General features: G+C 36.9%; 18 protein-coding genes. 8 read left to right on the top strand and 10 right to left on the bottom strand.

The window, feature by feature from the left end:
- Positions 1-887: 887 nt before the first annotated feature.
- From H4K33_RS06425 to H4K33_RS06415, 3 genes are all read right to left on the bottom strand, one after another.
- Positions 888-1,436: a chromate transporter gene (locus H4K33_RS06425; protein WP_182647639.1), complete on the bottom strand. Its 549-nt coding sequence runs from the start codon at positions 1,434-1,436 to the stop codon at positions 888-890.
- A gap of 5 nt (positions 1,437-1,441) precedes the next feature.
- Complete coding sequence (locus H4K33_RS06420) at positions 1,442-1,969, bottom strand: chromate transporter (protein WP_182647638.1); 528 nt, start codon at positions 1,967-1,969, stop codon at positions 1,442-1,444.
- Between the two features lie 283 nt (positions 1,970-2,252).
- Positions 2,253-3,473, bottom strand: a complete 1,221-nt coding sequence (locus H4K33_RS06415; RefSeq protein ID WP_182647637.1) for a hypothetical protein — start codon at positions 3,471-3,473, stop codon at positions 2,253-2,255.
- A gap of 180 nt (positions 3,474-3,653) precedes the next feature.
- Between H4K33_RS06415 and H4K33_RS06410 the strand changes: the two genes are divergently transcribed.
- From H4K33_RS06410 to H4K33_RS06390, 5 genes are all read left to right on the top strand, one after another.
- Positions 3,654-4,493 (top strand): AraC family transcriptional regulator, encoded by an 840-nt coding sequence (locus tag H4K33_RS06410; RefSeq protein WP_182647636.1) that lies wholly within the window; start codon positions 3,654-3,656, stop codon positions 4,491-4,493.
- A gap of 83 nt (positions 4,494-4,576) precedes the next feature.
- Positions 4,577-5,809 (top strand): MFS transporter, encoded by a 1,233-nt coding sequence (locus tag H4K33_RS06405; protein ID WP_182647635.1) that lies wholly within the window; start codon positions 4,577-4,579, stop codon positions 5,807-5,809.
- Positions 5,810-5,861: 52 nt separating this feature from the next.
- On the top strand, positions 5,862-6,845 hold the full coding sequence (locus H4K33_RS06400; protein WP_182647634.1) for a dimethylarginine dimethylaminohydrolase family protein: 984 nt from the start codon (positions 5,862-5,864) through the stop codon (positions 6,843-6,845).
- Positions 6,846-7,287: 442 nt separating this feature from the next.
- On the top strand, positions 7,288-7,995 hold the full coding sequence (locus tag H4K33_RS06395; RefSeq protein ID WP_182647633.1) for an SMI1/KNR4 family protein: 708 nt from the start codon (positions 7,288-7,290) through the stop codon (positions 7,993-7,995).
- Position 7,996: 1 nt separating this feature from the next.
- Positions 7,997-8,518 (top strand): hypothetical protein, encoded by a 522-nt coding sequence (locus tag H4K33_RS06390; RefSeq protein WP_255493585.1) that lies wholly within the window; start codon positions 7,997-7,999, stop codon positions 8,516-8,518.
- A gap of 87 nt (positions 8,519-8,605) precedes the next feature.
- Here the strand turns inward: H4K33_RS06390 and H4K33_RS06385 are convergent, their stop codons facing one another.
- From H4K33_RS06385 to H4K33_RS06360, 6 genes are all read right to left on the bottom strand, one after another.
- On the bottom strand, positions 8,606-9,424 hold the full coding sequence (locus H4K33_RS06385) for a hypothetical protein (protein ID WP_182647632.1): 819 nt from the start codon (positions 9,422-9,424) through the stop codon (positions 8,606-8,608).
- Positions 9,425-9,617: 193 nt separating this feature from the next.
- Positions 9,618-10,946 (bottom strand): alkaline phosphatase family protein, encoded by a 1,329-nt coding sequence (locus tag H4K33_RS06380; RefSeq protein WP_182647631.1) that lies wholly within the window; start codon positions 10,944-10,946, stop codon positions 9,618-9,620.
- A gap of 9 nt (positions 10,947-10,955) precedes the next feature.
- Complete coding sequence (locus H4K33_RS06375) at positions 10,956-12,374, bottom strand: tetratricopeptide repeat protein (RefSeq protein WP_182647630.1); 1,419 nt, start codon at positions 12,372-12,374, stop codon at positions 10,956-10,958.
- 10 nt (positions 12,375-12,384) lie between these two features.
- A complete protein-coding gene (locus tag H4K33_RS06370) occupies positions 12,385-15,537 on the bottom strand; it encodes a TonB-dependent receptor domain-containing protein (RefSeq protein ID WP_182647629.1) in 3,153 nt (1,050 codons plus the stop codon).
- 7 nt (positions 15,538-15,544) lie between these two features.
- Positions 15,545-16,141 carry an RNA polymerase sigma factor gene (locus tag H4K33_RS06365; protein ID WP_182647628.1) on the bottom strand — a complete coding sequence of 199 codons (597 nt, stop codon included), beginning with the start codon at positions 16,139-16,141 and terminating at the stop codon, positions 15,545-15,547.
- On the bottom strand, positions 16,134-17,081 hold the full coding sequence (locus H4K33_RS06360) for a FecR family protein (protein WP_182647627.1): 948 nt from the start codon (positions 17,079-17,081) through the stop codon (positions 16,134-16,136). Before H4K33_RS06360 ends, H4K33_RS06365 begins: the two co-directional genes overlap by 8 nt.
- 648 nt (positions 17,082-17,729) lie before the next feature.
- On the opposite strand from H4K33_RS06360, the gene H4K33_RS06355 reads away from it, so the two are divergent.
- Both H4K33_RS06355 and H4K33_RS06350 read left to right on the top strand, forming a co-directional pair.
- Complete coding sequence (locus H4K33_RS06355) at positions 17,730-22,628, top strand: PKD domain-containing protein (protein ID WP_304610904.1); 4,899 nt, start codon at positions 17,730-17,732, stop codon at positions 22,626-22,628.
- A gap of 303 nt (positions 22,629-22,931) precedes the next feature.
- Complete coding sequence (locus H4K33_RS06350) at positions 22,932-23,429, top strand: DUF2480 family protein (protein WP_182647625.1); 498 nt, start codon at positions 22,932-22,934, stop codon at positions 23,427-23,429.
- A 50-nt stretch (positions 23,430-23,479) separates the two neighbouring features.
- On the opposite strand, the gene H4K33_RS06345 is transcribed toward H4K33_RS06350, so the two are convergent.
- A complete protein-coding gene (locus H4K33_RS06345; RefSeq protein ID WP_182647624.1) occupies positions 23,480-23,941 on the bottom strand; it encodes a hypothetical protein in 462 nt (153 codons plus the stop codon).
- 411 nt (positions 23,942-24,352) lie between these two features.
- On the opposite strand from H4K33_RS06345, the gene H4K33_RS06340 reads away from it, so the two are divergent.
- Positions 24,353-24,805 carry a hypothetical protein gene (locus H4K33_RS06340; protein ID WP_182647623.1) on the top strand — a complete coding sequence of 151 codons (453 nt, stop codon included), beginning with the start codon at positions 24,353-24,355 and terminating at the stop codon, positions 24,803-24,805.
- Positions 24,806-24,816 lie beyond the last annotated feature (11 nt).

The raw sequence follows: 24,816 nt of genomic DNA, 5'->3' as shown, positions 1-24,816 counted from the left end.
ACGTCTGCTTGTTTAATGCGGATGCAAAAGTAGTACCTTTTTCGCCACTTCCAAATTATTCTAAACCTTTTTTTTAAAGTATTTTCAAAGTTTTTCGCAACTCGCTTGTAGTACGGGTGTTAGATGTTAAAGTTTTTGTTGGTCGTTCGTTGTTCGTTGTTCGTTGAGAAGATTCTCGTTGAAAAAACAATCGTCCTTATTTAGGAATATTCAGTGATTGGTTATCTGTTATCTGTAATCGGTAGACTTATAATTTTTGTTCGTCGTTTGTTGTTCGTCGTTTGTTGTTCGTCGTTTGTTGTTCGTCGTTTGTTGTTCGTCGTTTGTTGTTGGTTGTTTGTCGTTTGTCGTTTGTTAAGAAGATTCTCGTTGCAAAAACAATCGTCCTTATTTAGGAATATTCAGTGATTAGTTATCTGTTATCTGTAATCGGTAGACTTATAATTTTTGTTTGTTGTTTTGTTTACTGTATCAAGCAAAAAAAATTATACCTATATATAAAGAGAAAATAGAATCGATTAACTGTACTTATAGTAGAACGAGATTGTTTATGTTTTATAAGGGGTGAGTCCATAGTGCGTCCATGGTGAGTCCATAGTACGTCCATTAAAATAGCTGTTTTAATACACGCACTATGGACTCACCATGGATTCATCATTAAGGCACCTCGGAGATAAGCTACACTAAACTCTTATTTAAGGTTATCTTAGATTTTTTGTTTTTTGTCGGTTGATTGTTGTGGATTGGGAGTTATCAGTGATCTGTTATGAGGTATCGGTAGATTGTCCAGAAATAGAAAGCCCCTTTCTTTAAACGATAATCTTTTACAACCAACGACGAACGACAATCAACAAACAATAAAAAAGGAGAGCATTACTCTCCTTTTTTTAATAGATACATATTCCAATAACTGCTGCTACAAACAAAATGACGATGGGATGCATTTTAAATTTAATAGAACAAACCAATGCTAATCCAAAAAAAGCAAAACTGTAATAATCAATAAAGTTTTCTTCCGTTGCCATACTCAATGCTGCTAAAGCAATTAAGGCAATACTCAAAGGTTTGATTCCTGACAAAGCATATGAAAAGTACTTATTCGTTCTAAACTTAAAATAGAAGTAGGAGATCACACAAATCATCAAAAAAGAAGGTAAACACAACGCGACAGTTGCTATAACAGAACCTAGTATTGCTATTGTAGGAGAATAGCCTTGGTTGTGTAAAGCACTAAATCCAACATAAGTTGCTGAATTAATACCAATAGGACCAGGTGTCATTTGAGATATAGCAACTAAATCTGTAAACTCACTCTTTGTGATCCACTTATTGTTGTCTACAACTTCTTCTTGTATCAAAGACAACATAGCATATCCTCCTCCAAATCCAAAGGTTCCTATTTTTATAAATACCCAAAAAATTTTGAAAAAAATCATATCTATCAGCTTTTGGCAATTTGATGGTAGGCGATTCCACCCCCGCAACCTGCGAGAATGATCCAAATGGGAGATACTCCACCAAACCACATACAAACTAAGGCTATAAACGGCAACACCAAATGCTTTAGTTTCATATTATTTACTTTAATTGCTGTATAACAAGGGGCAGCTATCAACGCTACCACCACAGGTCTTAGTGCCTTAAATGCTTTTGCTACATATAGGTTTTCTTGAAAACGACTAAAAAAAATAGCAATGCATAAAATGATGATAAAAGGAGCTACTATTGTTCCAAGGGCAGCTAAAAAAGCACCTTTTATTCCCGCTATTTTGAATCCAACTAAAGCAGCGATATTGGTAGCAAATACACCTGGAAGCGATTCTGTTATCGCCAAAAGTTCATAAAATTCTTCATGGGAAAGCCAAGCTCTAGAAACAATATCTTTTTCAATTAAGGGAATAACTGCATAACCTCCGCCTATTGTAAAAACCCCAATCTTAGTAAAAAGTAAAAATAATTTCCATAACATCTTCAATGTAATCTTTGAAATTTAAAAGCTTACAAGATACATTTATCTTCTTTTTTATCCTACATAAATCGAGATAAATATCCTATTTCAAGCGTAATTTCACGTCAGTACTCGAACAGCTTTTAGCAAGTAAACACGGCTCTATAAGCTGTTGTTGATTTTGCTTTCAACTCATCAAAATAGCGTCTTCTCAAGATAATAAAAACAAAAAAAGGTAAAAGTAAAGCGCACAATTGTCTTTTACTTTTACCTCATTTTTTTTATTTACTTGCTCTACTCCTTCCTAGCAATTATAAGATGCCTCTGGAATACGAACCTTTTTCTTTGTCATTTGTTCCAATTGCTCTGCAAAGGAATCAAAGAAATACGTATCGTCCGCTGAAAACACATAGAGATAATCCCCTGTTTTAAAATAAACAACAAGATCGGCATAACCTCCACCCTTTGCTGGCAGAACGTTCTGAAATACAAAATTTTCAATTGTGTCTAGATCTAAAATCAAGGCCGTATCTGTACCTACAAACCCAACTTTTTTATTGCTCTTATCAAGCCAAACCCCACACGTATCTCCTTTAATTGCTCTAACCTTTTCAGGAATGCGCTTAACTTCCTCTCTTTCTCTATAGCCTACTTGAAGTGCTAAATCGTTCGGAAAAGACAGGTATTCTGATAGGTCTATTACATCTTCATATGCTTTATTCTCCAAGAAATAGTCGTATTCTCGTTTGTTGTAAAAATGCAGAGAAGTACTACCATCGTCATAGCTGTGTTCTGAATCATAGGTATAACAAATAGAAGCACTTATTCCCTCAGCCAATGCAAGTTGCAAATAGCATTGATCTTCTCTCTCATAGCCATATTGACTAATGTCTATGCTATCATCAATCCAAAGTTCACGCAATTCGAGATAACTTTTATCGCTATTGCTTTCATCATACAGATTGACAAAATACTCTTGTACAGGCAGATTGGCACTACCATCCTCCGCATATACCTCCAATTGATTAAGGAGAATTCCCTCTACTCGAACGGCATATTTAAATCGAAAGTACTTAGAACCATAAGCTGTAAAATAAGTCTCTACCAATCCCGACGTTTCTAATTGTTCGTAAGTTATATCCCAAGAGACCTTTTGTTTAGGTTCTGTATAGACTTCATAACCTAAATCGCCATCAAAGATATATTCTGGTAAGATTTGATAATTCTGTCTTTCCTTTTGCATCCAGATTTTTACTTTATCCTCTTCTTTTTTAGCTTTACACACCGCAAAAAAGGATGCATCGTCAAAGTGAAAGCGCTGAGATAAAGCTTGATACACTGCCTCAAATCCAATCAATTCTGTGGAAATATAGTGCTGATGATCCGCAAAAACAAAGAGATAAGGTATATGTCCTAAAACCTGTACATAGGCGTATTTTAAGTTGTCAATTGCTACTGTTTCAATGGTTTGATGATCGGTGTAAAAAAGGGTATTTCCCTCTATCCATGTTTCTTTATTTTCCATGTACTTTTTCTTGCTTTGGTATACAAAGTAAAACAATTACATCACACCAAAAACTCGCTATTATCAGGGATTTAATTGACCGTAATTTCGCTCTCTACACAACAATCAAGAAAAGAAAAAACAGCGATTCTAGTAGATCCATGCTAAACAATCATCAAAAATTGTAACTTAGCTTCAAAAATGACGGATTATCCAATTATCGATTTACACCATTTTCTCCATGAGAAAGCAGTAAGCAACGAAGGTTTTTTGTTTTCCGAATTACAGGGGCCACATCATATCGATAAACCTCATCAGCATTTTTTTTTCTTATTGGTACTATTTGAGCATGGAGATGGCGAACATGTAATCGATTTCAACAGCTATCCAATTAGCGATCGTCAAATTCATATTTTATTTCCCAATCAGGTACACCGTTGGGATGTACACGCATCGAGCAAAGCCTATCAACTGATGATAGACAAGGTTTACTTTGAAAAGCTTTCGTTGCATTTTAGACATTCCTTTGCCTACTACCAACAACATCCCGTCATTTCGCTTTCTTCTGATGTATTTACAGATTTATTGTACGAATTTAAAGCCATTCAAAAAGAACTAGCTAATCACCAAGGACTTGCGGCACTTGTCCAATCGAGAACTGCAGTTATTGCTTCTATCTTGAGTAAAGAAATCACAAATACAAGGCTCAACGGGGCTAAAAATCCCTATAGCGCTAGGCTTATGGAGTTTCAATCGTTGATTGACACCTATTTTCACCAAGAAAAAAGCATTGCCTTTTACGCCGATAAGCTTCACATCTCAGCGAGCCAATTATCAAAAATCTGTCGTAAATACCTCCTTGCTTCACCCGCACAACTCCTCCAGCAACGCAGTGTTTTGGAAGCCAAACGCTTGTTGAAATCAACCGATCTATCCATTAAAGAAATTGCTTTTAGACTCGGTTTCGCAGATGCTCCTTACTTTACGAATTTCTTTAAAAAGGCAACGGGAATGAATCCTAGTGACTTCAGAACAGAATGACGGATTTTACAAGTCAATGCGCCGATGCCTCAATAGGTTCAACTCCTTCATGCTCTACTTTTGTATGCTAAACAAAAGAGCTTATGAAATTTAGTTTAATCTTTAAAAATTCACAACAAAAAGTACAAACCCTTCGCTCAACGGAAGTGAATGCGAAACCAACGTTAACTCGAGGTCTACTTTGGCTTATGACTATTACAACGGGAATAGTAGTTGGAAATAACTACTACAACCAACCGCTTTTGAGTTTGATGGCTAAAGATTTTTCTGTTTCAGAAACACAAATTAGCCTGATCGCTATGCTAACTCAAATTGGATTTGCACTAGGTTTACTTTTGATTGTGCCTTTGGGCGATATGGTCCGCAGAAAGAAATTGATTCTTTGGGTATTTGTAGCTATGATTTTAGCTTTATTTGGTATGGTCTTAGCTCCAAATCTACCTTTGCTTTATTTCGCCAGTTTCTCCATTGGATTTAGTTCTGTTGTTCCTCAAATGTTTGTACCCTTAACGGCAGAATTAGCTACTGACGATAAGCGAAGTGCTGCCATTGGTATGGTCATGAGTGGCTTACTACTTGGTATTTTGTTATCTCGTGTAATCGCAGGTTTTATTGGTGATTTATGGGGGTGGAAAATGGTTTACTATATGGCTATTGGTGCCATGTTTATATTGATGGTTTTACTAACTGTAAAATTACCGGATATAAAACCCAATTTTGAAGGAAATTACGGGCAACTCTTGCGTTCTTTGGCTCATCTTATACGTACACAACCTATCTTACGACTAGCAGCTTTTCGCGGTGCTTTGGCTTTTGCTGGTTTTAGTGGGCTGTGGATTACGTTGGTATTTCACCTAGAAAACGAACCTTTCCATGCGGGTGCAGCAATCGCAGGTGCTTTTGGTGTGGTAGGCGCTGCTGGTGCTTTAGCCGCTTCCATGGTAGGTAGAGTACAAAAGAAATTTTCAAATCAAACGGTCATTTCTGCATCCATCTACCTAATGATCCTCAGTTGGTTTATCTTTCTATTTATGGGTTATACGTATTTGGGATTGATCCTTGGCATCATCTGTTTAGATCTAGGATTACAAGCCATGCATATCAGCAATCAGTCTTCTTTTTTTGCCCTCAATATTGGGGCTACCAATAGATTAAATACCGTTTATATGTTCAGTTATTTCCTTGGTGGTTCTTTGGGTACCTATTGGGCCTCCCTTGCCTGGAAGTACTTTCAATGGGAAGGCGTGGTATGGACTGGACTAGTTTGCACTATTTTGGTCTTAATCGCCCACAAGCGATTTGGAAAAAAATCGTAAATTCAAGGAGAAGAAAACCTAAAGAAACTGTTTACCTTAAAAGATAACAAGTATGACATCAACGAATAAAATTTATGTACAAAATGAATTCGCACCTCTAGAAAAGGTGGTTTTAGCCGCATCAGAATACGGATATCCCCTAGAAGTAAGACTAGAAGATCTGCGTTTTTTACAAGATTCTGCTGTAGAAGATTCTCTAGCTAATCGCGGGAAGGATTATCGAGAAGCACATCCAGAAGTTCAAGCACAATGGGAATTAGAACGTCTAAATTTTAAAAAAATGCTTGAGCGCTATGGCGTAGAAGTGGTAGAAGCTCGTAAACTAACTCCGGCTGAAAAACAGTTCAACCCGAAGGATGGATATGCTAATTTTTTTACCAGAGATCCCTTTTTTGTCATTGGCAATTATGTCATAGAAGCAGGTATGCGATTTTTACACCGTCGACATGAAATTTGGCCTCTTCGCGATTTACTGTGGACTGCCGTACAAGATGCAGATTGTACCTATGTAGCCACGCCTTTTCCACAAGTTTCAGAGGCCGATGATCTTACATTGGGTCAAGGTCCCTTCATTGAGGGAGGTGATGTATTGGTGCTCGACAAACATGTCTTTGTTGGTAGTTCTGGTTTAGCTTCTAATGATCGCGGTTTTCTGTGGCTATCAAAATTACTTACCCCTTTAGGATACACTGTCGAACAAGTGCGCTTACATCCTGACATTCTACATTTAGATTGTGCTTTAAGTCTCGTAAAACCAAAAGTCATGATCGTTTGTAAAGAAGCTTTCTTAGATGGAATTCCAGCTACCCTACAAGATTGGACTGCTATTACCGTAACGTTAGAAGAAGCTAGTCAGTTAGCAACGAACGGTTTGCCCCTGTCTCCTGAGGTATACATAACGGATCCTGTTTTTAAGCACATCGGTGATCAAATTGAACAACATGGCGTCAAAGTCGAATACGTTGATTTTAAAATCACACGTAGCTTTGGAGGTTCTTTTCGTTGTAGCACTCAACCTTTGTTGCGTCAAGGATAATCAATTCTAAAATCAACCAACCTTCCATACTATTATTTACTTTAGATGCCCTGTACTTTTCAGGGCATCTATAACTTTCAGTTTTTATCAACGGATTACTGCTTTCTAGTTGAAGTTGCATCAATTTCACAAAATTAAATAGGGTACAAATCATACTGTGAGACTCTCCTAATAGAATATTTTTAAACAATGGAACTTTGTTTCTCTTTTTAGTAAACTAATGGCTTACTGATGTTGATTTTTTTTTACTAATTATAAGATTCAATATACTATAAGTCATTCGTTTAAAAATAGTTCTCCTATTTTCGTTTTGGATTCACGGGTCTGAGTATATTGGTATATGCACCCCTGACAAAAAACTACTATTTTTAGGGAGCTTGTGTTTCCTTTTAAAAGGATACTTTTACATGAAGTAAATTCAAACCACATAATAGTCCGTACGATGAATAGCTTAGAAGACATAGAAAAAGAATTAAACATACAGTATCCTGTACTTTACAAAAAACTATTTGCTGATGGCCTATTAGACTCAGGACCAACCGGAATCAATTGGTATAAAGATAGTTTTCCAAAGCTCAAGCAAAATCCTCCTCTGCTCTTATTTGCAGAAGATATCGAAATTTGGAATCCAATCGAATATAAGGCGGGAATATTGGAGATTCTTGATCCAGAAGTTTACGATCTTGCGCAGAGATTTCAATTCGTTCCTTTTGCTAAAAATGGTGCTGGTGATTTATATGTTTTTCAATTTGATTTACAAGATGGAAATGATATTCCCATTACTTTTTTCCCACACGACGATTGTGAAGTAGAAGTAGTAGCCAAAAATTTACAAGATTTTATTTTTAGACAACTAGTGGAAGCTACTCGAGAAATTGACGATTGTTCTCTAGTTTTTGAAGAAGAGGAAGTAGAAATTAAAGCTAACTTTCAACAACAGCTACGCACGCATCGTCCTTATCTCAGTGAGCGACAAATTGAAATCTTAGAGGAAATTTACACCCGAGATTTAAACGTGTATACCTATACATTGCCAAGCGGCAGAATAGAAAAAGCAGAAGGATTAACGACCTATGAGGAAGTAGACAATCTGTTACAACGCGAAATCGATTTCAAATACCTCAACGCAAAATTTGATTATACTGTTTAACATGAGTACTAAAAGTAAAGGAAGAAACCCTTTAGCGTTTAGCGTAAAAGGATACGATCCAATAAAAACATACAAGATGAAAATTGTTTTTTCTATACTCTTTCTATTTTTAGGTATAGGTACAAAAATGCAGGCACAAAATCACCTTTTTGGTCCGTCGTTTAGCTATCAATATCAGAATAGAAGCATGCTAAAAACAGGAATCTATTATGCTACGGAGCTCAATTTAAACCATATCGTCAAAGTGGATGCAACTGCTAATTTCACGTGGATGAAAAATAACTTTGTGGTAATTCCTGAAGTAGCAGCCACCTACTATTCGGAAATGTATTACATTGGTTTATTTGGACGAACAGAACTTACTCCTTATACCTTAACGCCAAAAGTAGGATTGTCTTTTGCTACTTTTATTGAGTTAGATTTGGGGTATGGTTTTCCCCTTGCCAACAAAGGGGAATTAGGTTCTATCAGAGGGTTTACAACTTCATTGCGACTTAGTATTCCCATCAACACGAAGTTGTAAATATCAGTGGATTACAGACTTAAGGTTCATAAAAAATCAAAAAGTGGATAATGGGTATTAATACATAAAAAGTATCTATATATCCAACTATCTTACACGTTTATAAACGGTAGCCTTATCTCCTTCAATCAAAGTAAGGACATCTTCTTTGATCGTATACGAAGCTTTTAAGTAGGCTTCAGTAGCATCTTTAGCTGCTTTTAAGGTAATTTGATTGTCTGTTACCTCATAAACGCCATTTTGATAACTATTTGTTTCACAGCTTTTTTTCAGTTGGAAACTCTTGGCTGCTTCGAAATAAAGGCGATCTTTCGTTTCTACTTGTTCCCATGCCCCTGTAAATTCATCCTTTTTGAGGTATTTTGTATTTAGTGTGGTAAGTAACACGAAGAATCCGATGAAAACCATTGGAATATAAACGAATTTTACCTTGCTTCCTTTATTCATCCAGTTCGGTCGATCTGCATTAGAAAAAAGAGGCGGTTCTTGAATAAGCAGCTTAAAAAAGACGCGATAATCAGAAACAAAAACAAAAATTCCCATGAGCAAAAGCAACGTGGCCATTCCTTTAGCTCCTTCAATATCATAGGCATAATCCATCAAAACGATGTTCACCATATAGGAGAGAAACAATACAATCCCCACACGTGTAGTTTTTCGAAAAAACAAAAGAAGTGAGCTTGCGATCTGGGCAAAAGCAATAACTGCCCCATACCAAAAAGAATAGCCGTAATAATACCACGTCAATTGAAAACCGGATAAAGAAGAAATGGGCTGATCGTATACACTAGGCTGAGAGGTAAATTGCGTTTCTAAAAGCTTTGCAAAAGCATACGAAATAATAATTGTTGCAATAAAATATCTACAAAAAGTGTAAAGAAACAGGTGAAGTTTTTTAAGGTCCATCTTCGCTATAGTTTGAGGTGATTGATTATGTTAAGCAAATCTAAAATATTTTTTTAAACGACCCTACAAAAAAATTATTTCCAAAATTATTACATTAAAGCTTATCCTTTTTTAGCCGACAGATCCTTTTTGTTATAAAAAAAAGAGTGAATGCATAAAACACTCACTCCTTTTCTTCGTTAAAAAAAATCTATTACTTTATATTTTTTGTCTGAAAAACAGGCATATACACGCCTTCTGCTTCCTCCAAATTAAAGTTCAACACCCGACTAATTAATACGGGAATATCTTCAAGGTTCATTTGATCGACGACTAGCCCCGTTTTTAATCCCTTACCATAGGCAACAAATCCTGTATAAATTTCATGGAAATTGGGGTAATACCCGTGTTTTCCTCCTTTGCTTGAAGTGAGTACTTCTCCTGTAGATTGATTAGAAAACGCATAACCTAACTTTCCTGATAAAGCTAATTTCGCTTTAGCCTCTCCTCCTCTTGCGCGAATCATCGTCTCGTCAATAAGTTCAAACATTGCTTGATAACGCTCAGGCAACTGGTGAATCACTTTTGTTACTTCTTCAACAATCTTTTGATCTTTGATATTTTTCACTTGCAATACAGCACTTCCACCTGTTGAGAAGAAAAAAGCACGTTCCAATAATCCTGCTTCTTTTAACCAGATATTGGGTGCAATACTAAAATCTGTGGATACAAAACCGTGATCGCCTGTTACTAAAATCAGTGTTTCCTCTTCCAATCCTGCTTGTACAACTGCATCCCAGATATTTCCAATCGCTTTATCTGCTCCAGCAATTGCGCGAGCTACCTCATCTCCTTCTCTTCCTTCACTGTGTTGTGCACCATCTGTATTGGGTAAGTGTACTGTTAGTAAATTGGGTTTATAGGTTCGGATTAGATATGCAGCCGTACGCCCTAGATTTTCATCCATAGCCAGACTACTTAAGTTCAACTGATTGTAGTGGATTTGACCTAAGGCTTGTGTCAAAACTTCATCAAACAATCCCTTTGGAGTAGCATATAACTTTGTAGGCGTAATGCGGTCCATTGGGCGATTAAAATCCCATATTTCAGGAATATTGTAATCGATAAAAGGGTTATGTAAGGTAATTGGCCAAGAAACAGAAGCTGTGGTTAATCCCTTTGCTTTTGCTTTTTCCCAAATGGTAGAGACTTTCACATCTTTACTATCGTAAATCCACTCTCCTGGCTGTCCATCTTCTCCAACTGTTGTGTTGTAATGTACTCCGTGTTTATGAGGCAAGGTACCCGTTGACAGTGTTGTATGAGAAGGATAAGTTACTGAAGGAAAAATTGTACGTACTCCATTGGCTGACACTCCTTGTTTTGCCATCTGTTTTAAGTTAGGAGTTCCCCACTGTTCTTCTTGATAAAATTCAGGACGAAACCCATCAACACTCACTAAAATGACGTGTTTTATTTCTTGAGACCAACTGGTCCAACCCAACAGGAAACTCAAGCATAGTGTTACAATTACTTTTCTCATTGTCTGGATTTATTTAAATAAAGGCATAATATATGGGCTGTTTTTATGTGTAACCAATACTTTATTCATATCGTATTTCATCGTTACCGTTCCTGTAGCTGGATCAGTTGTAAAATCGTCCATTCCCGCTTTAGCTGGTATAAAATCAGGGATTAATGCCTTTGTATACTCCGCAGATACATGAGAATTATTCCCAGCTTCAATTTGAGAAATAGGAAATTTAATCCCCAAATCACTCAAACGACGTCCTTCGCTCATAAAAATTTCTTGACGCAATAAATAAATGAGATACAACAACTCTTCCGTAGAAGTAATGGATGCTATATCCGCTTTAGTAACCTTCGTTCCCGAAACCTTACTTACCGAAATTTTTCCTTTCTGACGATCCAATACATAACCTTCTTTTTCTGGTGAAGTAGCATCAAAACGAACGTTTACTTCCTTGAGTGGATAATCTGAACGAATTCCACCATTTCGCGTCTCCCTTTTATCGTCAACTAATTCCGTTGGTCGAAGGGCAACTAAATCCAATAATTGATTGAGGTAGTGCTTACTTCCGGCTAAATCTTGTGTTGCTAAGGCAATTTCAGCCAAAATTAAATACCCTTCTTCTCCTTTGGCTAAAGCCAATGACTTTTGATCATTTTGTGGTGTTCCCACAGAGAAAAACTTTGGGTCAAGATAATCTAAACGCGGTAAGGGAGCCAAGCGATTGGGCAAAGCATCATACGTTGCATTTTGCATTTCATTGGGTACGCTATTTTTTCCGTCAAATTGAATATTATACAACAGGTTAGGAGTAGCTATAGCCCTAGTTGCATAGTCTTGCGCTTCTGTTTTATTTCCCAAGCGATAATTTGCTCGAGCAATAAACAAGGCATATGCATTTTTACTATCCACTTTGGTTTCCATCTCATACGCCTTCGCAAACTCATCTATTGCGCGTTTTAGCATTTCTTCGGCTGTAATTACCTTACCTAAATTTGATTCTGGCAATCCCAAAAAAAGTTCTCCTCCCAAAAGATGCGCATATCCCTTACAGAAATGCATAAAAGCAATATCTACCTCAGTTAAAGTAGGATCTTTAGGCAAAACTACCTCCAAACCGTAGGTAGCCATTTCGCGTAGCGCTTGAATACTCGCTTGTAAGTTGTTTACGTCGGGGTCGAAGTAATCAATTTGTGGCTGATCAAATACTTTAGAATATTGCGTGTAATTATTGAAGTAATTATCTGAGGTAATTTCTGCATTGATGACGATAATATTGGTGGTCAGTGCCAGCTGTTTCTGCAAACCAATTACCCAGCTATGTCCCGCATTGGGTTTATTTAAATAATTGTCTTCAGTTACATACGGATTATCCACACAACTCACAGTTGTTAGGGCTAAGGTAAAAACCAAACTTAAAGCAATACTTATTTTTTTCATGATAGTTGACTTAGAAATTAATTTTAATAGATCCTAAAAATTGTCTTGGTGCAGAGTACGTTGCATAAGCAATTCCACCTGTTGAAGCGCCTCCTTGTCCTTGAGCGGCACCGCTGATTGTCGCTTCTGGATCAAAAGAAGAAGCTGTAAAGTTGAAAGGATTGGCTACCGTAAATCCGAAGGTCATCGATTGGTAGAAACTAGGGTTTGATGGTCTTAAATAGTACGATAATCCGATTGTTCTAATTTTGAGATAATCAGTTTTCTCTACAAATCGATTGGTTAAGTTTAACCAGTTTGTTCTGCCATTTTTCTCAATTTCTTCCATTGGAACAAAATCATCTGAAGCGCCATAATTGTATCTAAACTGAGCATCCCAGTTCGCTGCATACCCTCCTGTTTGGTAGTTGGCATTGGCAAATAAGCTCCAATTTTTATAGCGTAAGTTCAATCCTATATTACCGAATACTTCAGGGATAGTACTTCCTAAGTACGCTTGTGGAATAGTCTCTTGTAAGGTTCCATCCTCTCCTATTATTCCATAGTTTCCACGAATAAATCCTACAGGTCTTCCTTCTTCCACTACCGTTTGTAAGGTTCTAGAACTGAATCCATTAATATTAAACGCTGGTGCTCCACCTGTACTCAACACTTTATTTTTTAAAGTATTTACCGATCCGGTTAAACTAACATTCCAATCTTGAGTGTCCACTACTTCTAGTGCAAAATTCATTTCAAATCCCTTATTCTCAATTTCTCCAATATTGTACAGCTGGCTTTTTGTATATCCGCTAGAAGGTGCTGGTGGAACATAGAATAGAGCATCTTTGGTTTTAGAGTAGTAATATCCTACAGAAAGTGTCAGCCGATTATTCCAAAAAGAAGCATCTACCCCAGTTTCCCAGGTATGTGTTTTTTCCGGACGTAGGTCGTCATTTCCCGGTTGACTAAAACGCGTGGCTTGCTCTCCTAAATAACCATCGAATGCAACGGTTTTTTCATTAGCATAAGCGGGTGGTAAATTACCTGCTACCCCATAACTTCCACGTAAACGCAAGGAATTAACTACCTTATTGGCAAACCACTCTTCTTGAGATAACATATACGACATCCCTACTTTAGGGTAATACTGTACGCCGATATTCTTCCCGAAAGAAGGATTACGATCACCGCGCACACCCAAATCCAAGAATAGTTTATCTTTATACCCTATATTCTCAGAAAGATAGAATCCATAATTCAGTACCTCGCTAATGTACTCATCACTCGTGCGAATCGCAGCTTCTGAAATAGAATACGCTCCATCGCGTATATTGCGTCCTTCAATGAGGGTTTGGTTGTCTGAATTTCGAAACAACTGTCCTCCAATCGTTGTAATAAAGGAGAAATCACCTACATTGATGTTGTGCTGACCGTTGAATTCTACTGTCAGTCCCAAATACTTACGCTGTATTTTTTGAATACTACCTTGATCTTTGATTAATTGTCCTTTTGTAGCAGTTAGATATTCATTTGTTTCAATATTTTCTTGATCTTGAATGCGATAATCCAATCCTCCTACTAATTTAAACGATAGATTTTCCAAGGGATTATACTTAAACTGTTGAGACGTTGTAAATCGATTTACGGTAATATTGTTGTCTTGTAATCGCTCAGCATTATTGACAAATTCTTTCATTACTGCAAACTCTTCATCCGTCAGTTCATCTAAGCGATTTTTAAATCCTGGTCCCGTAATTTTAGAAGCGCCATCCTCTGCAAACCAAAGTCCTGTATACCCTCCTTGATTACCGTTTCTATTGCGTTTGTACGCGTTGTGTACATAGAGGAATGAACTCTCATAGGTTACATCTTCCGAAAGTTTGGCGTGAAAACCAGAACTTAGATCAAACTTTTGATTCTCATTTTGCTTGTGAATTTGTACCCCTGAAGAGTTTTGATAACTCGTTGAAAAATTGTAGCCAAAGCCGCTATCCGATTCCCCATTGAGGTTTAAGCGATATTTTTGATAGAATCCATTTTCAAACAACAGATCTTTTGTACGGTCAAAGTGTAAAAAATCTGTTGTGGGTGTTTCCACACCCATTTCCGTATACACATTGACGTAAGTTCCGGGCATTCCACGTTTTTTTGTAAAGATTTGGATAACGCCATTCGCAGCATCAGATCCGTATAAGGTAGTTGCAGCTCCTCCATTAATAAATTCGATTTTTTCGATATTATCCATCGGGATATCCGCTATTGAACTCATAGAAGCCCCTTGAGCACTACCTCCAAGAGAAGCTCGCGTATTATTGTTATCTAAGCGCACCCCATCGATATAAATAATAGGTGTACTACTTAAAAAAGCAGAATTTACCCCGCGAGAGCGAATCAAAGAAGTAGACCCTGCTTGTCCACCAGTCAGGTTAATCTGTGCATTGGGTAGTTTAGTAGCCAGGAGCTGATCCACACGTTGAGCAGGGATTTTCTCTAACTCACTAGCTTTAATTACAGTTACATTATTAGCTAATCTCTTTTTTTGTACATCAGCACCTTGTCCTGTAACCACAATTTCATTTAACATTTGGTTGTCTTCTTCCAATTGAACCAAGATATTTTGATTGTTTTTCGCAAAACTCAAGTCCTTGGTTTTGTATCCCATAAAAGAAAACGAAAGGATAATGGGTGCCTTTGTTACCGTCAGCTTAAACTGTCCATCTACATCCGTTACGGCAATAAACTCATTGTTTTTATCGCGTACATTGGCACCAATAATAGGGAGTCCCTCCTGATCAACAACTTTTCCTTTGAGTTCGATAATTTGGTTTTGTACCTGCGTGTTTGACTTCACCAGTATTTGATTTCCTTGTGCTTGAAAAGATACGTTTGCTTTCGTTGCAATATGGTGAAGGAGCATTTCTAATGAATCGTATTCCGCTACAAATTCATAGGTTTTACTTACGGGAATATCTTCCGTAATATACACGAAGTGCTGTTGAGTTTGCGCTTCTATTTGATCAAACACCTGCTTCAGTGTTGCTTGATTTTTGGTTAATTTTAGTTTAGACGTTTTCTTTACTTGTCCTTGTATTTGCTCGTTTGGGACAGCAGATAAAGGAGCGGCTTGTGTTGCTATACTAGCCAAGGTTAAGGTGGCTAGTAAGACGCTTTTTTTCATCATGGTGTAGTTATTTATTTTTATTCGTTTGGGTTAGTGTAAGGGAAATCGTTTTCAGTGCGATATGCATATGACTTTCGATGGTCTTGACTGATAAATCCAAAATAGTTGCAATCTGCTGATATTTAAGTCCATCAATACGGCTCATTTCAAAAATGCGCCTTGATTTAGGTGGTATCTTATCGATAATTTGAAGAAGTGCCTGTCTCAAATCAGCTTCTTGTTCAGATTGGATGATATCCTCTTCAATTGCGGAGACATAATGTTTGTGTTCCACAGCCTCAAATTCCAAATCAACGCGTAATCTTCGGGTGCTTTTCTTCTGTTGAAACAGCATATTTTTTGTCATGGTAAAAACATAGACCTTAGGATTTTGGATCTTACCTAGTTCTTCTCTCTTTTGCCAGATGTAGTAAAAAACATCGGATACTTTTTCTTCAACGAGATATGTTTCCTTTTCATAACTCAGCGCAAAGCGGCATAAATACTGGTAATATTTGACGTAAAACTGTTCAAAAGCAAGTCTATTTCCTTGAGCAATTTCTTGAAACAACACCAGATCTTCCTCTGGTTTAGGGTTGCTTTTTTGATAGAGGATATTAGGCATAAGGTTCGATTAAATAGTTGGTATTAGTAAAGGTGATAGAACAATTAGCGATAAAAGCGAGGGCCTCTATGAATTCTTCTAGCGGTTGTTGATGGAATACCCCAGTAATGCGTTTTTGAGCTAGTACAGGGTCGTGAATCACAAAGGATACACCGTAAAATTGATTGATTTGTACCAAGGCTTGCGCTAAAGGAATATTGTCAAACACTAAGCGTTCATACCGCCAACTCATCTGTTGTTCTGCATTTGCTTTTAATCGAGTGATTTCTCCTAAACTCGTATTCCATATGAGTTGTTCATTGGGTTTAAGATAGAGTTGTTCTCCGTTGCCTAGTTTAGCCAATACCTTTCCAGAGAGTAGCGATACTTTCTTTTCCTGTCCTATAGTATTGACGCTAAATTGCGTTCCTACCACCTCAACTTCTAAGTCTTCGTGCTTCACCACAAACTTTTGATGGACATTTTTTACTACATCAAAAAAAGCTTCGCCTTCTAACCAGGCGATACGCGTAGAATCGTTTTGCGTATACTGTAAACGCGCGAGTCCATTGAGAACAACAACACTACCGTCTTCTAAGGTGACCGTTTTGCGAATGCCTTGCGAATTAGTATAGATACGATATTCAGCATGAGCTAGATTCTCAACAGGCTGAAACAACAAATAGGTGGTGATAAAACTACTGATCAACACTAAAATTGTACAGGCTATTTGTCCGTACCTCACCACATCGCGTGCTTTTTGCTTGCCTTTGCACTTGGCTTTATGCAAGATTTCACGATTGGTTGGATAAGACTTCCACAGCAAACAATACGTATCATAGGTACGCTTTAATGTTTCATCAAAAAGCAGATCAATTTCGAAGGTAATTCGCTCTTCTTCCGAGTACTCTTTTGCGAGATACAGGATACAGCGTTGTTTATTTAATTCATGTTCACTCAAAACAAATCAGAAGTTTGGTTTAGTAAAGGAGTGAAATAATTGATTTTACACCTAGAATTTAAGGTTATTGAATTGTTAGGGAAACATTATGCTTTACTCGACAACAAGATCTGCATTTCATTTCTTTCCTCTTTAGCTCACTGAGTTATTAGTTTATCTCACCGAGTCACTATTTTTGTTTTGGAATTCGATGAATCTACACCTCAACTTTCTTTATAAAAAAACCTTTTTTTTGTTAATTCATAAAATAAAAAAATCCTAAAAAAGCACCTCATTCTGTCTACTTTTATAAGAAAGCCACCTTCTATTTAATTTTTATTTTACATTATTTTTCATTTTAATTAAGAAAATATTAGGATTTTAGATAATTTTTTTTTTCTTTTACTAGAGAAATATAATACCTTACAAAACAACAAAACACTTTAATTCAGTTAATTATAATACAAATAAAGAGAAAAAGCTTTTTTCAAACTACGTTTACTGCAAAACACCCCAAGCTATTTCTTTTCTCTTTTTTGTTTTAATTTCTGAACAAAAAACGCTTTACACCCAAACGAAGTCGGACATACAAAAGTGTTGCGTATTTGTATTATTCACATTTATTAACTTAATTTATTTTTTATGACAAAAACTAGATTTTTGGTCAGCATGCGGAGCTATTGGCTCGTTGTATTGCTTACTTTGTTGTCTTTCTCGGTGAAAGCACAAACAAGTCCGAATCCTGTATTGACTTGGGATCATGAAGTTGGGTGTATTAAGTACAGTGATGAAGAAAGTGAAAAGCAAAAGCACCTCACATTTATTGAGAAAGTTCAGGCTGGTGTCTGCCTGCGTGTTTGTGAAAACACCCAGATCAAGTACTCCTTGCGAGACGAAGAAATTGTACTAGTCGAATGGGATGTTGTTGGTGGTGAAGTGAATGACAAAAGCAATTCGGGTGCTGTAATCACATGGGGAAATGCGGGAAATGGTATGCTAATTATTTCCATTACGTACAAAGACGGAACTGTTGAAGTACTAAAAATTTGTGTTGAAAAAATTGCGCGTCCAGGTGCGAAATTCCAAGCTTTTGGTACAATAGAAAACACGCTTTGTCGTGCGACTCCTGTCACCTTTACGAACGATTCGGACAACAACGGAGGTTCTGATATCGTTCAATATCATTGGGATTTTGGAGATGGTACAACGTCTAGTGAATTTGAGCCAACGCATACTTATGAAAATTCTGGCACATATACAGTAAGGTTAACAGTAACCAATAGTTGTAATTGTACAGATACCTATGAGGTAAAGTATCGTGTTTTAGACAATAAACCCTTCGAAATTTCATGTCCTAGTGTGGTTTGTGAAAATAGTCAAGTAACCTATAGTGTGAACGATGGTTGTGGTGGTAAGTGGAATGTTATTGGTGGGACCATTGTTTCCGATCAAGGAACTTCTGTCGATATCGTTTGGGATAACGTAGATCCAAGAGATGGTTTTGGTTATATCTTTTACAGATCTTCTTGTAATTGTGAGGTTCCCGCGGTGGTTAAAGTCCCTGTAATTTTATCAAGAGCAAAGATTCAAGGTCCTACTCATTTATGCGAAGGTGAACAAGCACGTTTTAAACTTCCGCAATGGCCAACAACTGATTTTGTATGGGCCATTAACGACGATCCGAATCACCCTTTGCTAACGCGATCGGATCAACGCAACGAAATTATTGTCAACGGTACTATACCCGGTTCATATACCTTAAGCGTAAAATATCACAATACATTAATTAATGAAGGTAAGTGTGAAGGAGAAGCAAAATTTAAATTTGTTGTTGAAAAACGTCCTAAAATAGCCACAGATGACAACCTCATCCATTGCGAAAGAGCCGATATGTCATTCTATACCCTTGATGGAACTGATGTAGCTTGGAAAATCACAAACTATAACAATGTGATACACACGTCTTATGGTTCTACCATGTCGTATTACTTTGATAGACCAGGAACCTATTTGATCCAAACGGATAATGAAAGATGTAATTCGGCTCCTATTACAGTTCAAATACTAGATAAGCCCTATATCAATTCTGGTATACAAGGAGACAGACTCATCTGTTTAAATACCCCATATACATATAGGGTTAATGAGTCAGACCCTAACGCTAGCTATCTCTGGACCGTAACCAATGGTACAATCGTTGGAGACAACACGCAAAGTGAAATTACTGTACAATTCACAGGTTCGCCTGCGACAGTACAAGTCATTAAAAATAGAACCTATGGCAACATCACTTGTACTTCTGACCCTGTGAGTCTACAAGTGAACAAGTATGAGCTAAACCCCGTAATTGTCAACAACAGTGGTTTGGATGAATTCTGCTCTAGTAGTACGGCTACTTTCACTGTAGATCTTGGTAACATCACCCCAGATCTAATTGAATGGAGTTTGACTAGCGATGCGACCTCTGGTAATTTTGGTGGAATTATTAATGGCGGGAATGCAGCAACTGTTACTGTGGCATTCAATGAAATTAATACCTCTCCTACAGGTACATTAAAGGTAAAAGTAGTCAAATGTGGAATAGCAGTAGAACGCACCTTCCAAATTAGATTACTTCAAAACCCAGTGATAACCATCGGTGCTATTGGCAATGTTTGTCCTTCGCAAAGCTACATAACGATTCCATTTAGCATTACTCCAGCGACATTACCATCTACCCAGATTAAGGTATTTATTGATAATGTGCTTCACGGTACGTATACATATACAAATAATCTTAACTCTTTACAGATTCCTAATCCCTTTGTAAACAATTCGTCAACAAATGCTTCTAAAGTATTGAAATTGGAAGTTGTTACTTGTAACCGAACATCCTTTGCAACTAAAATTGTAAACGTTTTTCCGAATACACAAATTAGTATTTCTCCATCGACAAGTTATGTTGTATGTCCAACGAATTATCCCCCTATACAACTAACCTCAACACTTTCAACAGGGGCTACAAGCTCTGTTCAGTTTAAATGGTATAAGAATGGAAGTTCTACGGTATTGAGCACCCAACCAAACTTGACGATTTCAGGTCCTAATCCTGGTGGAACTTACTATCTAGAGGTTAAAGATATTAACTCTTGTGTTGTTCGCTCTGAATTGGTACATGTCAATGCATACTGTCCTTCTCCAGATCCATCCAATCCAATTGTATGTGAACAAACAGCAAGTGTAACGGCTACGTGGTCAAGTTGTGGTCAAATTACAGCTGTACTACAAAGTAATCCTACTCCAACCTCTATTACTTGGATGGGAAGTGAACATCTTTCACTGGTTCAAAGTACACAAAATACAACAACAGCCAAATTTAATACTACTGTACCAGGAACACATGTTGTAACAGCGAGAATTAACTATGGAGCCTGTATTTTATACCGAACATTTAGTATCAGTAAACAATATGAACCTCGATTATTAACTTCGATTGCTTGTAATGGCAATGGTACCTACAATGTGACCTTGCTAAACAACAGCTTAATTGCTAATGTCAATGAAAGTACCTTGACATTCAAGTACAGCGGTCCAAACGTTCCATTAAATGCAACTGGAAACAGTTATACAATTAACAACGTAGCACCGGGTACCTATACTTATACACTTTCCGTTAGTGCCCCTGGTAAACCAACTTGTACTACGACGGTATCTGTCAATTTACCAGCACTGCCTAATGCATTCTTTGGTCTACCAAATCAATTTACTCCTTATTGTTCAAATGAAGTCATTCCTTTGTCTATTACAAATTATGATGCAAGTAATCGCTATGAATGGAAATTTACAAAAGGTACAAGTATAACAACTTATATTGCTTCTGGAGCAACAACAATGATTCAACTATCAGAACCTGGCGCGTATAGAATCTCGTTAAAAATAACTACTCCTTTGGGTTGTACTGTTGAAACGCATATCTTAAATAGACCTACGATCACAATAACGAAAGCAGATTTTCAAGGTGGTTTCTACAATCTGAGGGGCAATACATTTTGTGAAGGCAGCGCTGTTCCTATAACAGTTGGACTAATGGGTCAGATCAATGTACCTACACTATCTACTTTACAAAATGCCATTTGGATGAACGGCAATCAACAAGTAGGAACAGGTACAAGCTACACTCCTACACAAAGTGGTAGTTATTGGCCTATTTTAATTGATCAAAATGGTTGTAAAAGCTATGTAATGGCTACTAATCCATTCAATTATATCTTGAAAAAACCACCAGTTGCCAAAATTTCTGGTAGTTTAAGCGTATGTGGTGGTACAGTTTCTTTAACAGGTGAAACAACCAATACAACTGTAGAACATCGTTGGATAGGAAATGAGGTACCTGTAGCTTATACAAACTGGGTAAGTGGCAATACCAATAAAGTATTAACCATCAGCAATCTTGCTCCAGGAACCTATACGTTTACCTTCCAAACGCGTTTGCCAAATGATCCGAATTGCATCGGTAGTAAAACCGTTTCTGTTGTAGTAAAACCTGCAGCACAGATGCCTACTGTATCTTACAATGTAATTTTGTGTAGCCCTTATACAATAAGACTGACTGCATCGGGGCCTAACGAAGGAACGTACAATTGGAGTAATGGAATGACAGGTAAAGAAATTACCGTACCACATGGTGGGGCATACAGTGTTACCTACACTGCTCCTACAGGATGTAGTGCTACTGCCTACATTCAAACGCCTCATGATATTGATAGAACGCTATTGTGGTCTATTCCTTCTGGTTGTTACACCGTTTGTGAGCCAGCTTATATCTTAGGTCCGTTAGGTCCATTCCCGTATTATAAATGGGAGATTAATGACGGCGTTGTTCAAGAAGGTAGCCCTATAATTCCAGAACAACACATCATTAGAGATGGTACCTATCAATTGATCATTGAACAAGAAGGTTGTACATATGAAAGTAATGCTCCTGTTATCTCAAGAGATTACAAAAAGTGTCCACCTAAATCTTGTGAAATTAAAGCAGATTTTGAAATCTTAAAGTGGTCTTCAACCTATGTTTATTTTTATTTACATGCCTATAATCCATACAATTATCCAATAACAGTCTCTCTGAGTAGTCTGATGGGATACGGAACTTTTAACCCAACAAGTATTACATTAAGTCCAGGTAGTAGTACCATAGGTATAGAATTCTTTGCGAATAATTCGTTTACGGATGGATCATATGATACCTTTATTCTCACTGGACCTGATTGTGTACAAATGGTAGAAGTTTATCTCAAGGACCCTTACGCAACAAATAGCGCAAGAGCCAATGCAATAACTTCGGTTACACTCTCTCCTAACCCAGCAAGCGAACAAACAACCGTAAGCTATCAATTAGGCGAAGAATTTACAGAAGCTCAACGCATTACAGTATATGATTTATTAGGTATTCAACGTTACCAACAAGCGGTAAGTGGCACTGAAGGTGAAATAAACTTAGCTGTGGGACATCTTACGAATGGAACATACTTAATTGTATTAGAAGCAGATGGTAGACGTGTTGCCACTGTAACACTCATTAAAAACTAAACTTTAAATCCGTTGATTTTTAGTTTACTGTAAAAAAGGCGCTGGAGTTATACTCCAGCGCCTTTTCATTTTATCGTTATTTTACGCTAATAATAACACAATTTATAGGTTGGATAGCAATTCAGTATGGTTTGTGTAAAAATGCTTGTCGGCAACAAAACGAAGGGTCATAGCGAAGACTTTTATAAAAAATAACCGCTACTTTTGTTTGGAAGAGGTTGTTTATCCCGTTTGAGATTTTCATCTAAAGATTGTATCTCACCAATAGAAAACAAAGCAAGCCTCGTTATAAAATAAATAAACATGGAAACAGATCCTATACGAAACAAAGTAAACGAAACAGGTATCATAGCTTTTGACCTAGCAACATTTAAACCGGAAATTGAAATTGTTGCCTTTGACCTTAAACCCCTACTCTATATGGAGTTGATTGTAAAAGAGAAAGAATTTCGAACTGCACTCGCTGAAGTTGATTTTACCGCTTTTAACGGTAAAGCAGTAGCTGTTTATTGCTCTGTAGATGCTATTATCCCGCAATGGGTGCACATGGTTATCGCAGATAAATTGTACACGGAAACAACGCTTTTCAAGTTTTGTTCCGAAGAAGAATTATTACATGATCTTTGGGAATCCAATGTAGTAAATGCGGATATTACGGCATATGAAGACAAAAAAGTAGTGGTTCGAGCGAATCCCGATATTCCTGTTTTCTTGTACATGACCGCTGCCAAAAAACTAAAACCAATCGTAAAATCTTTATTGTACGGTGAAATTGGAATGCCTAAAGTTATTTTTAAATAGATAACACTAACTTAAAAGTAAAAGAACGCCTTTTGGGCGTTCTTTTTTATTTAATCACAATGCTCGTGTTTGTGCTTGTGTTTTTTCTTGTGCTTATTTTTATACTTATTGCTTTTATGGTAATGATGATCTTTTTTGTGATCATAAGGATGATAATGATTGTAAACATATATTTTATCGCTATCTCTCCATTTCTCTTGTTGTTCAATCGTTAGAATATCCCCTATTTTGATTCTGATTTCTTTGTAGAGTTGATCTCTTTTTCGATTGCGTTCATATTCACTGTATCGATTATTGCCAACCCAACTACTGTACTGACTTTCGTAATCTCTCTGATATTGTCGTACCTGCTTCCATTGATTATCATTCAGCCCTAAAACGGAAGCGTCATCATAAACTAGTGATACTAAACCTCCCAAATTAACCCCTATACTCGTGCTACTTACCTTCGTTTGTGCGCTAGCATAGGAAGTAATGCAAATAAATGCCCCAATAATTATTTTCTTTTTCATACTACAAACTGTTTTTACTGTCTAATTTATTCTGTTAGTAAGGCAAAATAAGATTTGATCTAAAAAACAATCTTTAATTTATATTTCTTTTTTATAAGAAGTATGCATCAAATTAAACCATATCATATAAAATATCAAACAACATTCACTTAACATTAACTATTTAACAATGTCACAAAATTCACATCGTGTTGCATACTAAATCATTAGCTTCTCCTTGCTTTTTAAATCACGCTACCTCACCGTTGTTCTACAACCAAACATACGATCTCTACTCGCTTCAGAAAAACATTTTTTTCTTTATATCAACTTGAAAAAGCACCAAAAATGGCTCTTATCAGTGAGTACTTCTACTTATTTTTTTTAGAACTTTGCTTTTGATATAAATTTAATGTCACAAAAAAACAACGAATGGAATATCCAACAACACAAATCATTCAGCTAATCAAGAAAGAGCTAGACCAACAGTATGGAAATAAATACATCTATGCAGTTCCAACATGGGCATTACTACAATCAGCGCCCGAACTTCTGTTCATTCTTCCTGTTCATGGCGAGAGTGGAATTGCGATAACTAAGCAACGTGTTGATTTTTCTGTTGATTTTTCTTCTATTCCCTCTGTGTTGTACTATGCCCATTTTTTAGCCTCTCAAATGGACCAAAATCTAGAAATCAAATCCTATGTTGTTTTCTTCAACAAAAACATAATCATCAGTAAAGATCCCAGTTACTCAAAAAAATTGACAAAAAAACAGGAGCAAGAACTCATTTCATACAACGACAATCGCATCCAAGTGGATTTAACGGTACGTTATTTCAGCTCCACCTTTTTACCTGTAGCAACACTAGATAGTCAGCAATAAGAATAACAACA

The organism is Myroides sp. WP-1 (assembly GCF_014145635.1).
Classification (GTDB): Bacteria; Bacteroidota; Bacteroidia; order Flavobacteriales; family Flavobacteriaceae; genus Flavobacterium.
The sequence above is the reverse complement of the archived record's forward strand: the minus strand, read 5'-3'. Positions and strand labels throughout refer to the sequence as shown.

Excerpts from the sequence above, each read along its gene's own strand:
- H4K33_RS06370 (WP_182647629.1), bottom strand. The coding sequence starts at position 15,537 with ATGATGAAAAAAAGCGTCTTACTAGCCACCTTAACCTTGGCTAGTATA.
- H4K33_RS06340 (WP_182647623.1), top strand. The coding sequence starts at position 24,353 with ATGGAATATCCAACAACACAAATCATTCAGCTAATCAAGAAAGAGCTA.
- H4K33_RS06420 (WP_182647638.1), bottom strand. The coding sequence starts at position 1,969 with ATGTTATGGAAATTATTTTTACTTTTTACTAAGATTGGGGTTTTTACA.
- H4K33_RS06410 (WP_182647636.1), top strand. The coding sequence starts at position 3,654 with ATGACGGATTATCCAATTATCGATTTACACCATTTTCTCCATGAGAAA.
- H4K33_RS06375 (WP_182647630.1), bottom strand. The coding sequence starts at position 12,374 with ATGAAAAAAATAAGTATTGCTTTAAGTTTGGTTTTTACCTTAGCCCTA.
- H4K33_RS06395 (WP_182647633.1), top strand. The coding sequence starts at position 7,288 with ATGAATAGCTTAGAAGACATAGAAAAAGAATTAAACATACAGTATCCT.
- H4K33_RS06390 (WP_255493585.1), top strand. The coding sequence starts at position 7,997 with ATGAGTACTAAAAGTAAAGGAAGAAACCCTTTAGCGTTTAGCGTAAAA.
- H4K33_RS06425 (WP_182647639.1), bottom strand. The coding sequence starts at position 1,436 with ATGATTTTTTTCAAAATTTTTTGGGTATTTATAAAAATAGGAACCTTT.
- H4K33_RS06415 (WP_182647637.1), bottom strand. The coding sequence starts at position 3,473 with ATGGAAAATAAAGAAACATGGATAGAGGGAAATACCCTTTTTTACACC.
- H4K33_RS06365 (WP_182647628.1), bottom strand. The coding sequence starts at position 16,141 with ATGCCTAATATCCTCTATCAAAAAAGCAACCCTAAACCAGAGGAAGAT.
- H4K33_RS06345 (WP_182647624.1), bottom strand. The coding sequence starts at position 23,941 with ATGAAAAAGAAAATAATTATTGGGGCATTTATTTGCATTACTTCCTAT.
- H4K33_RS06400 (WP_182647634.1), top strand. The coding sequence starts at position 5,862 with ATGACATCAACGAATAAAATTTATGTACAAAATGAATTCGCACCTCTA.
- H4K33_RS06355 (WP_304610904.1), top strand. The coding sequence starts at position 17,730 with ATGCGGAGCTATTGGCTCGTTGTATTGCTTACTTTGTTGTCTTTCTCG.
- H4K33_RS06405 (WP_182647635.1), top strand. The coding sequence starts at position 4,577 with ATGAAATTTAGTTTAATCTTTAAAAATTCACAACAAAAAGTACAAACC.
- H4K33_RS06350 (WP_182647625.1), top strand. The coding sequence starts at position 22,932 with ATGGAAACAGATCCTATACGAAACAAAGTAAACGAAACAGGTATCATA.
- H4K33_RS06385 (WP_182647632.1), bottom strand. The coding sequence starts at position 9,424 with ATGGACCTTAAAAAACTTCACCTGTTTCTTTACACTTTTTGTAGATAT.
- H4K33_RS06380 (WP_182647631.1), bottom strand. The coding sequence starts at position 10,946 with ATGAGAAAAGTAATTGTAACACTATGCTTGAGTTTCCTGTTGGGTTGG.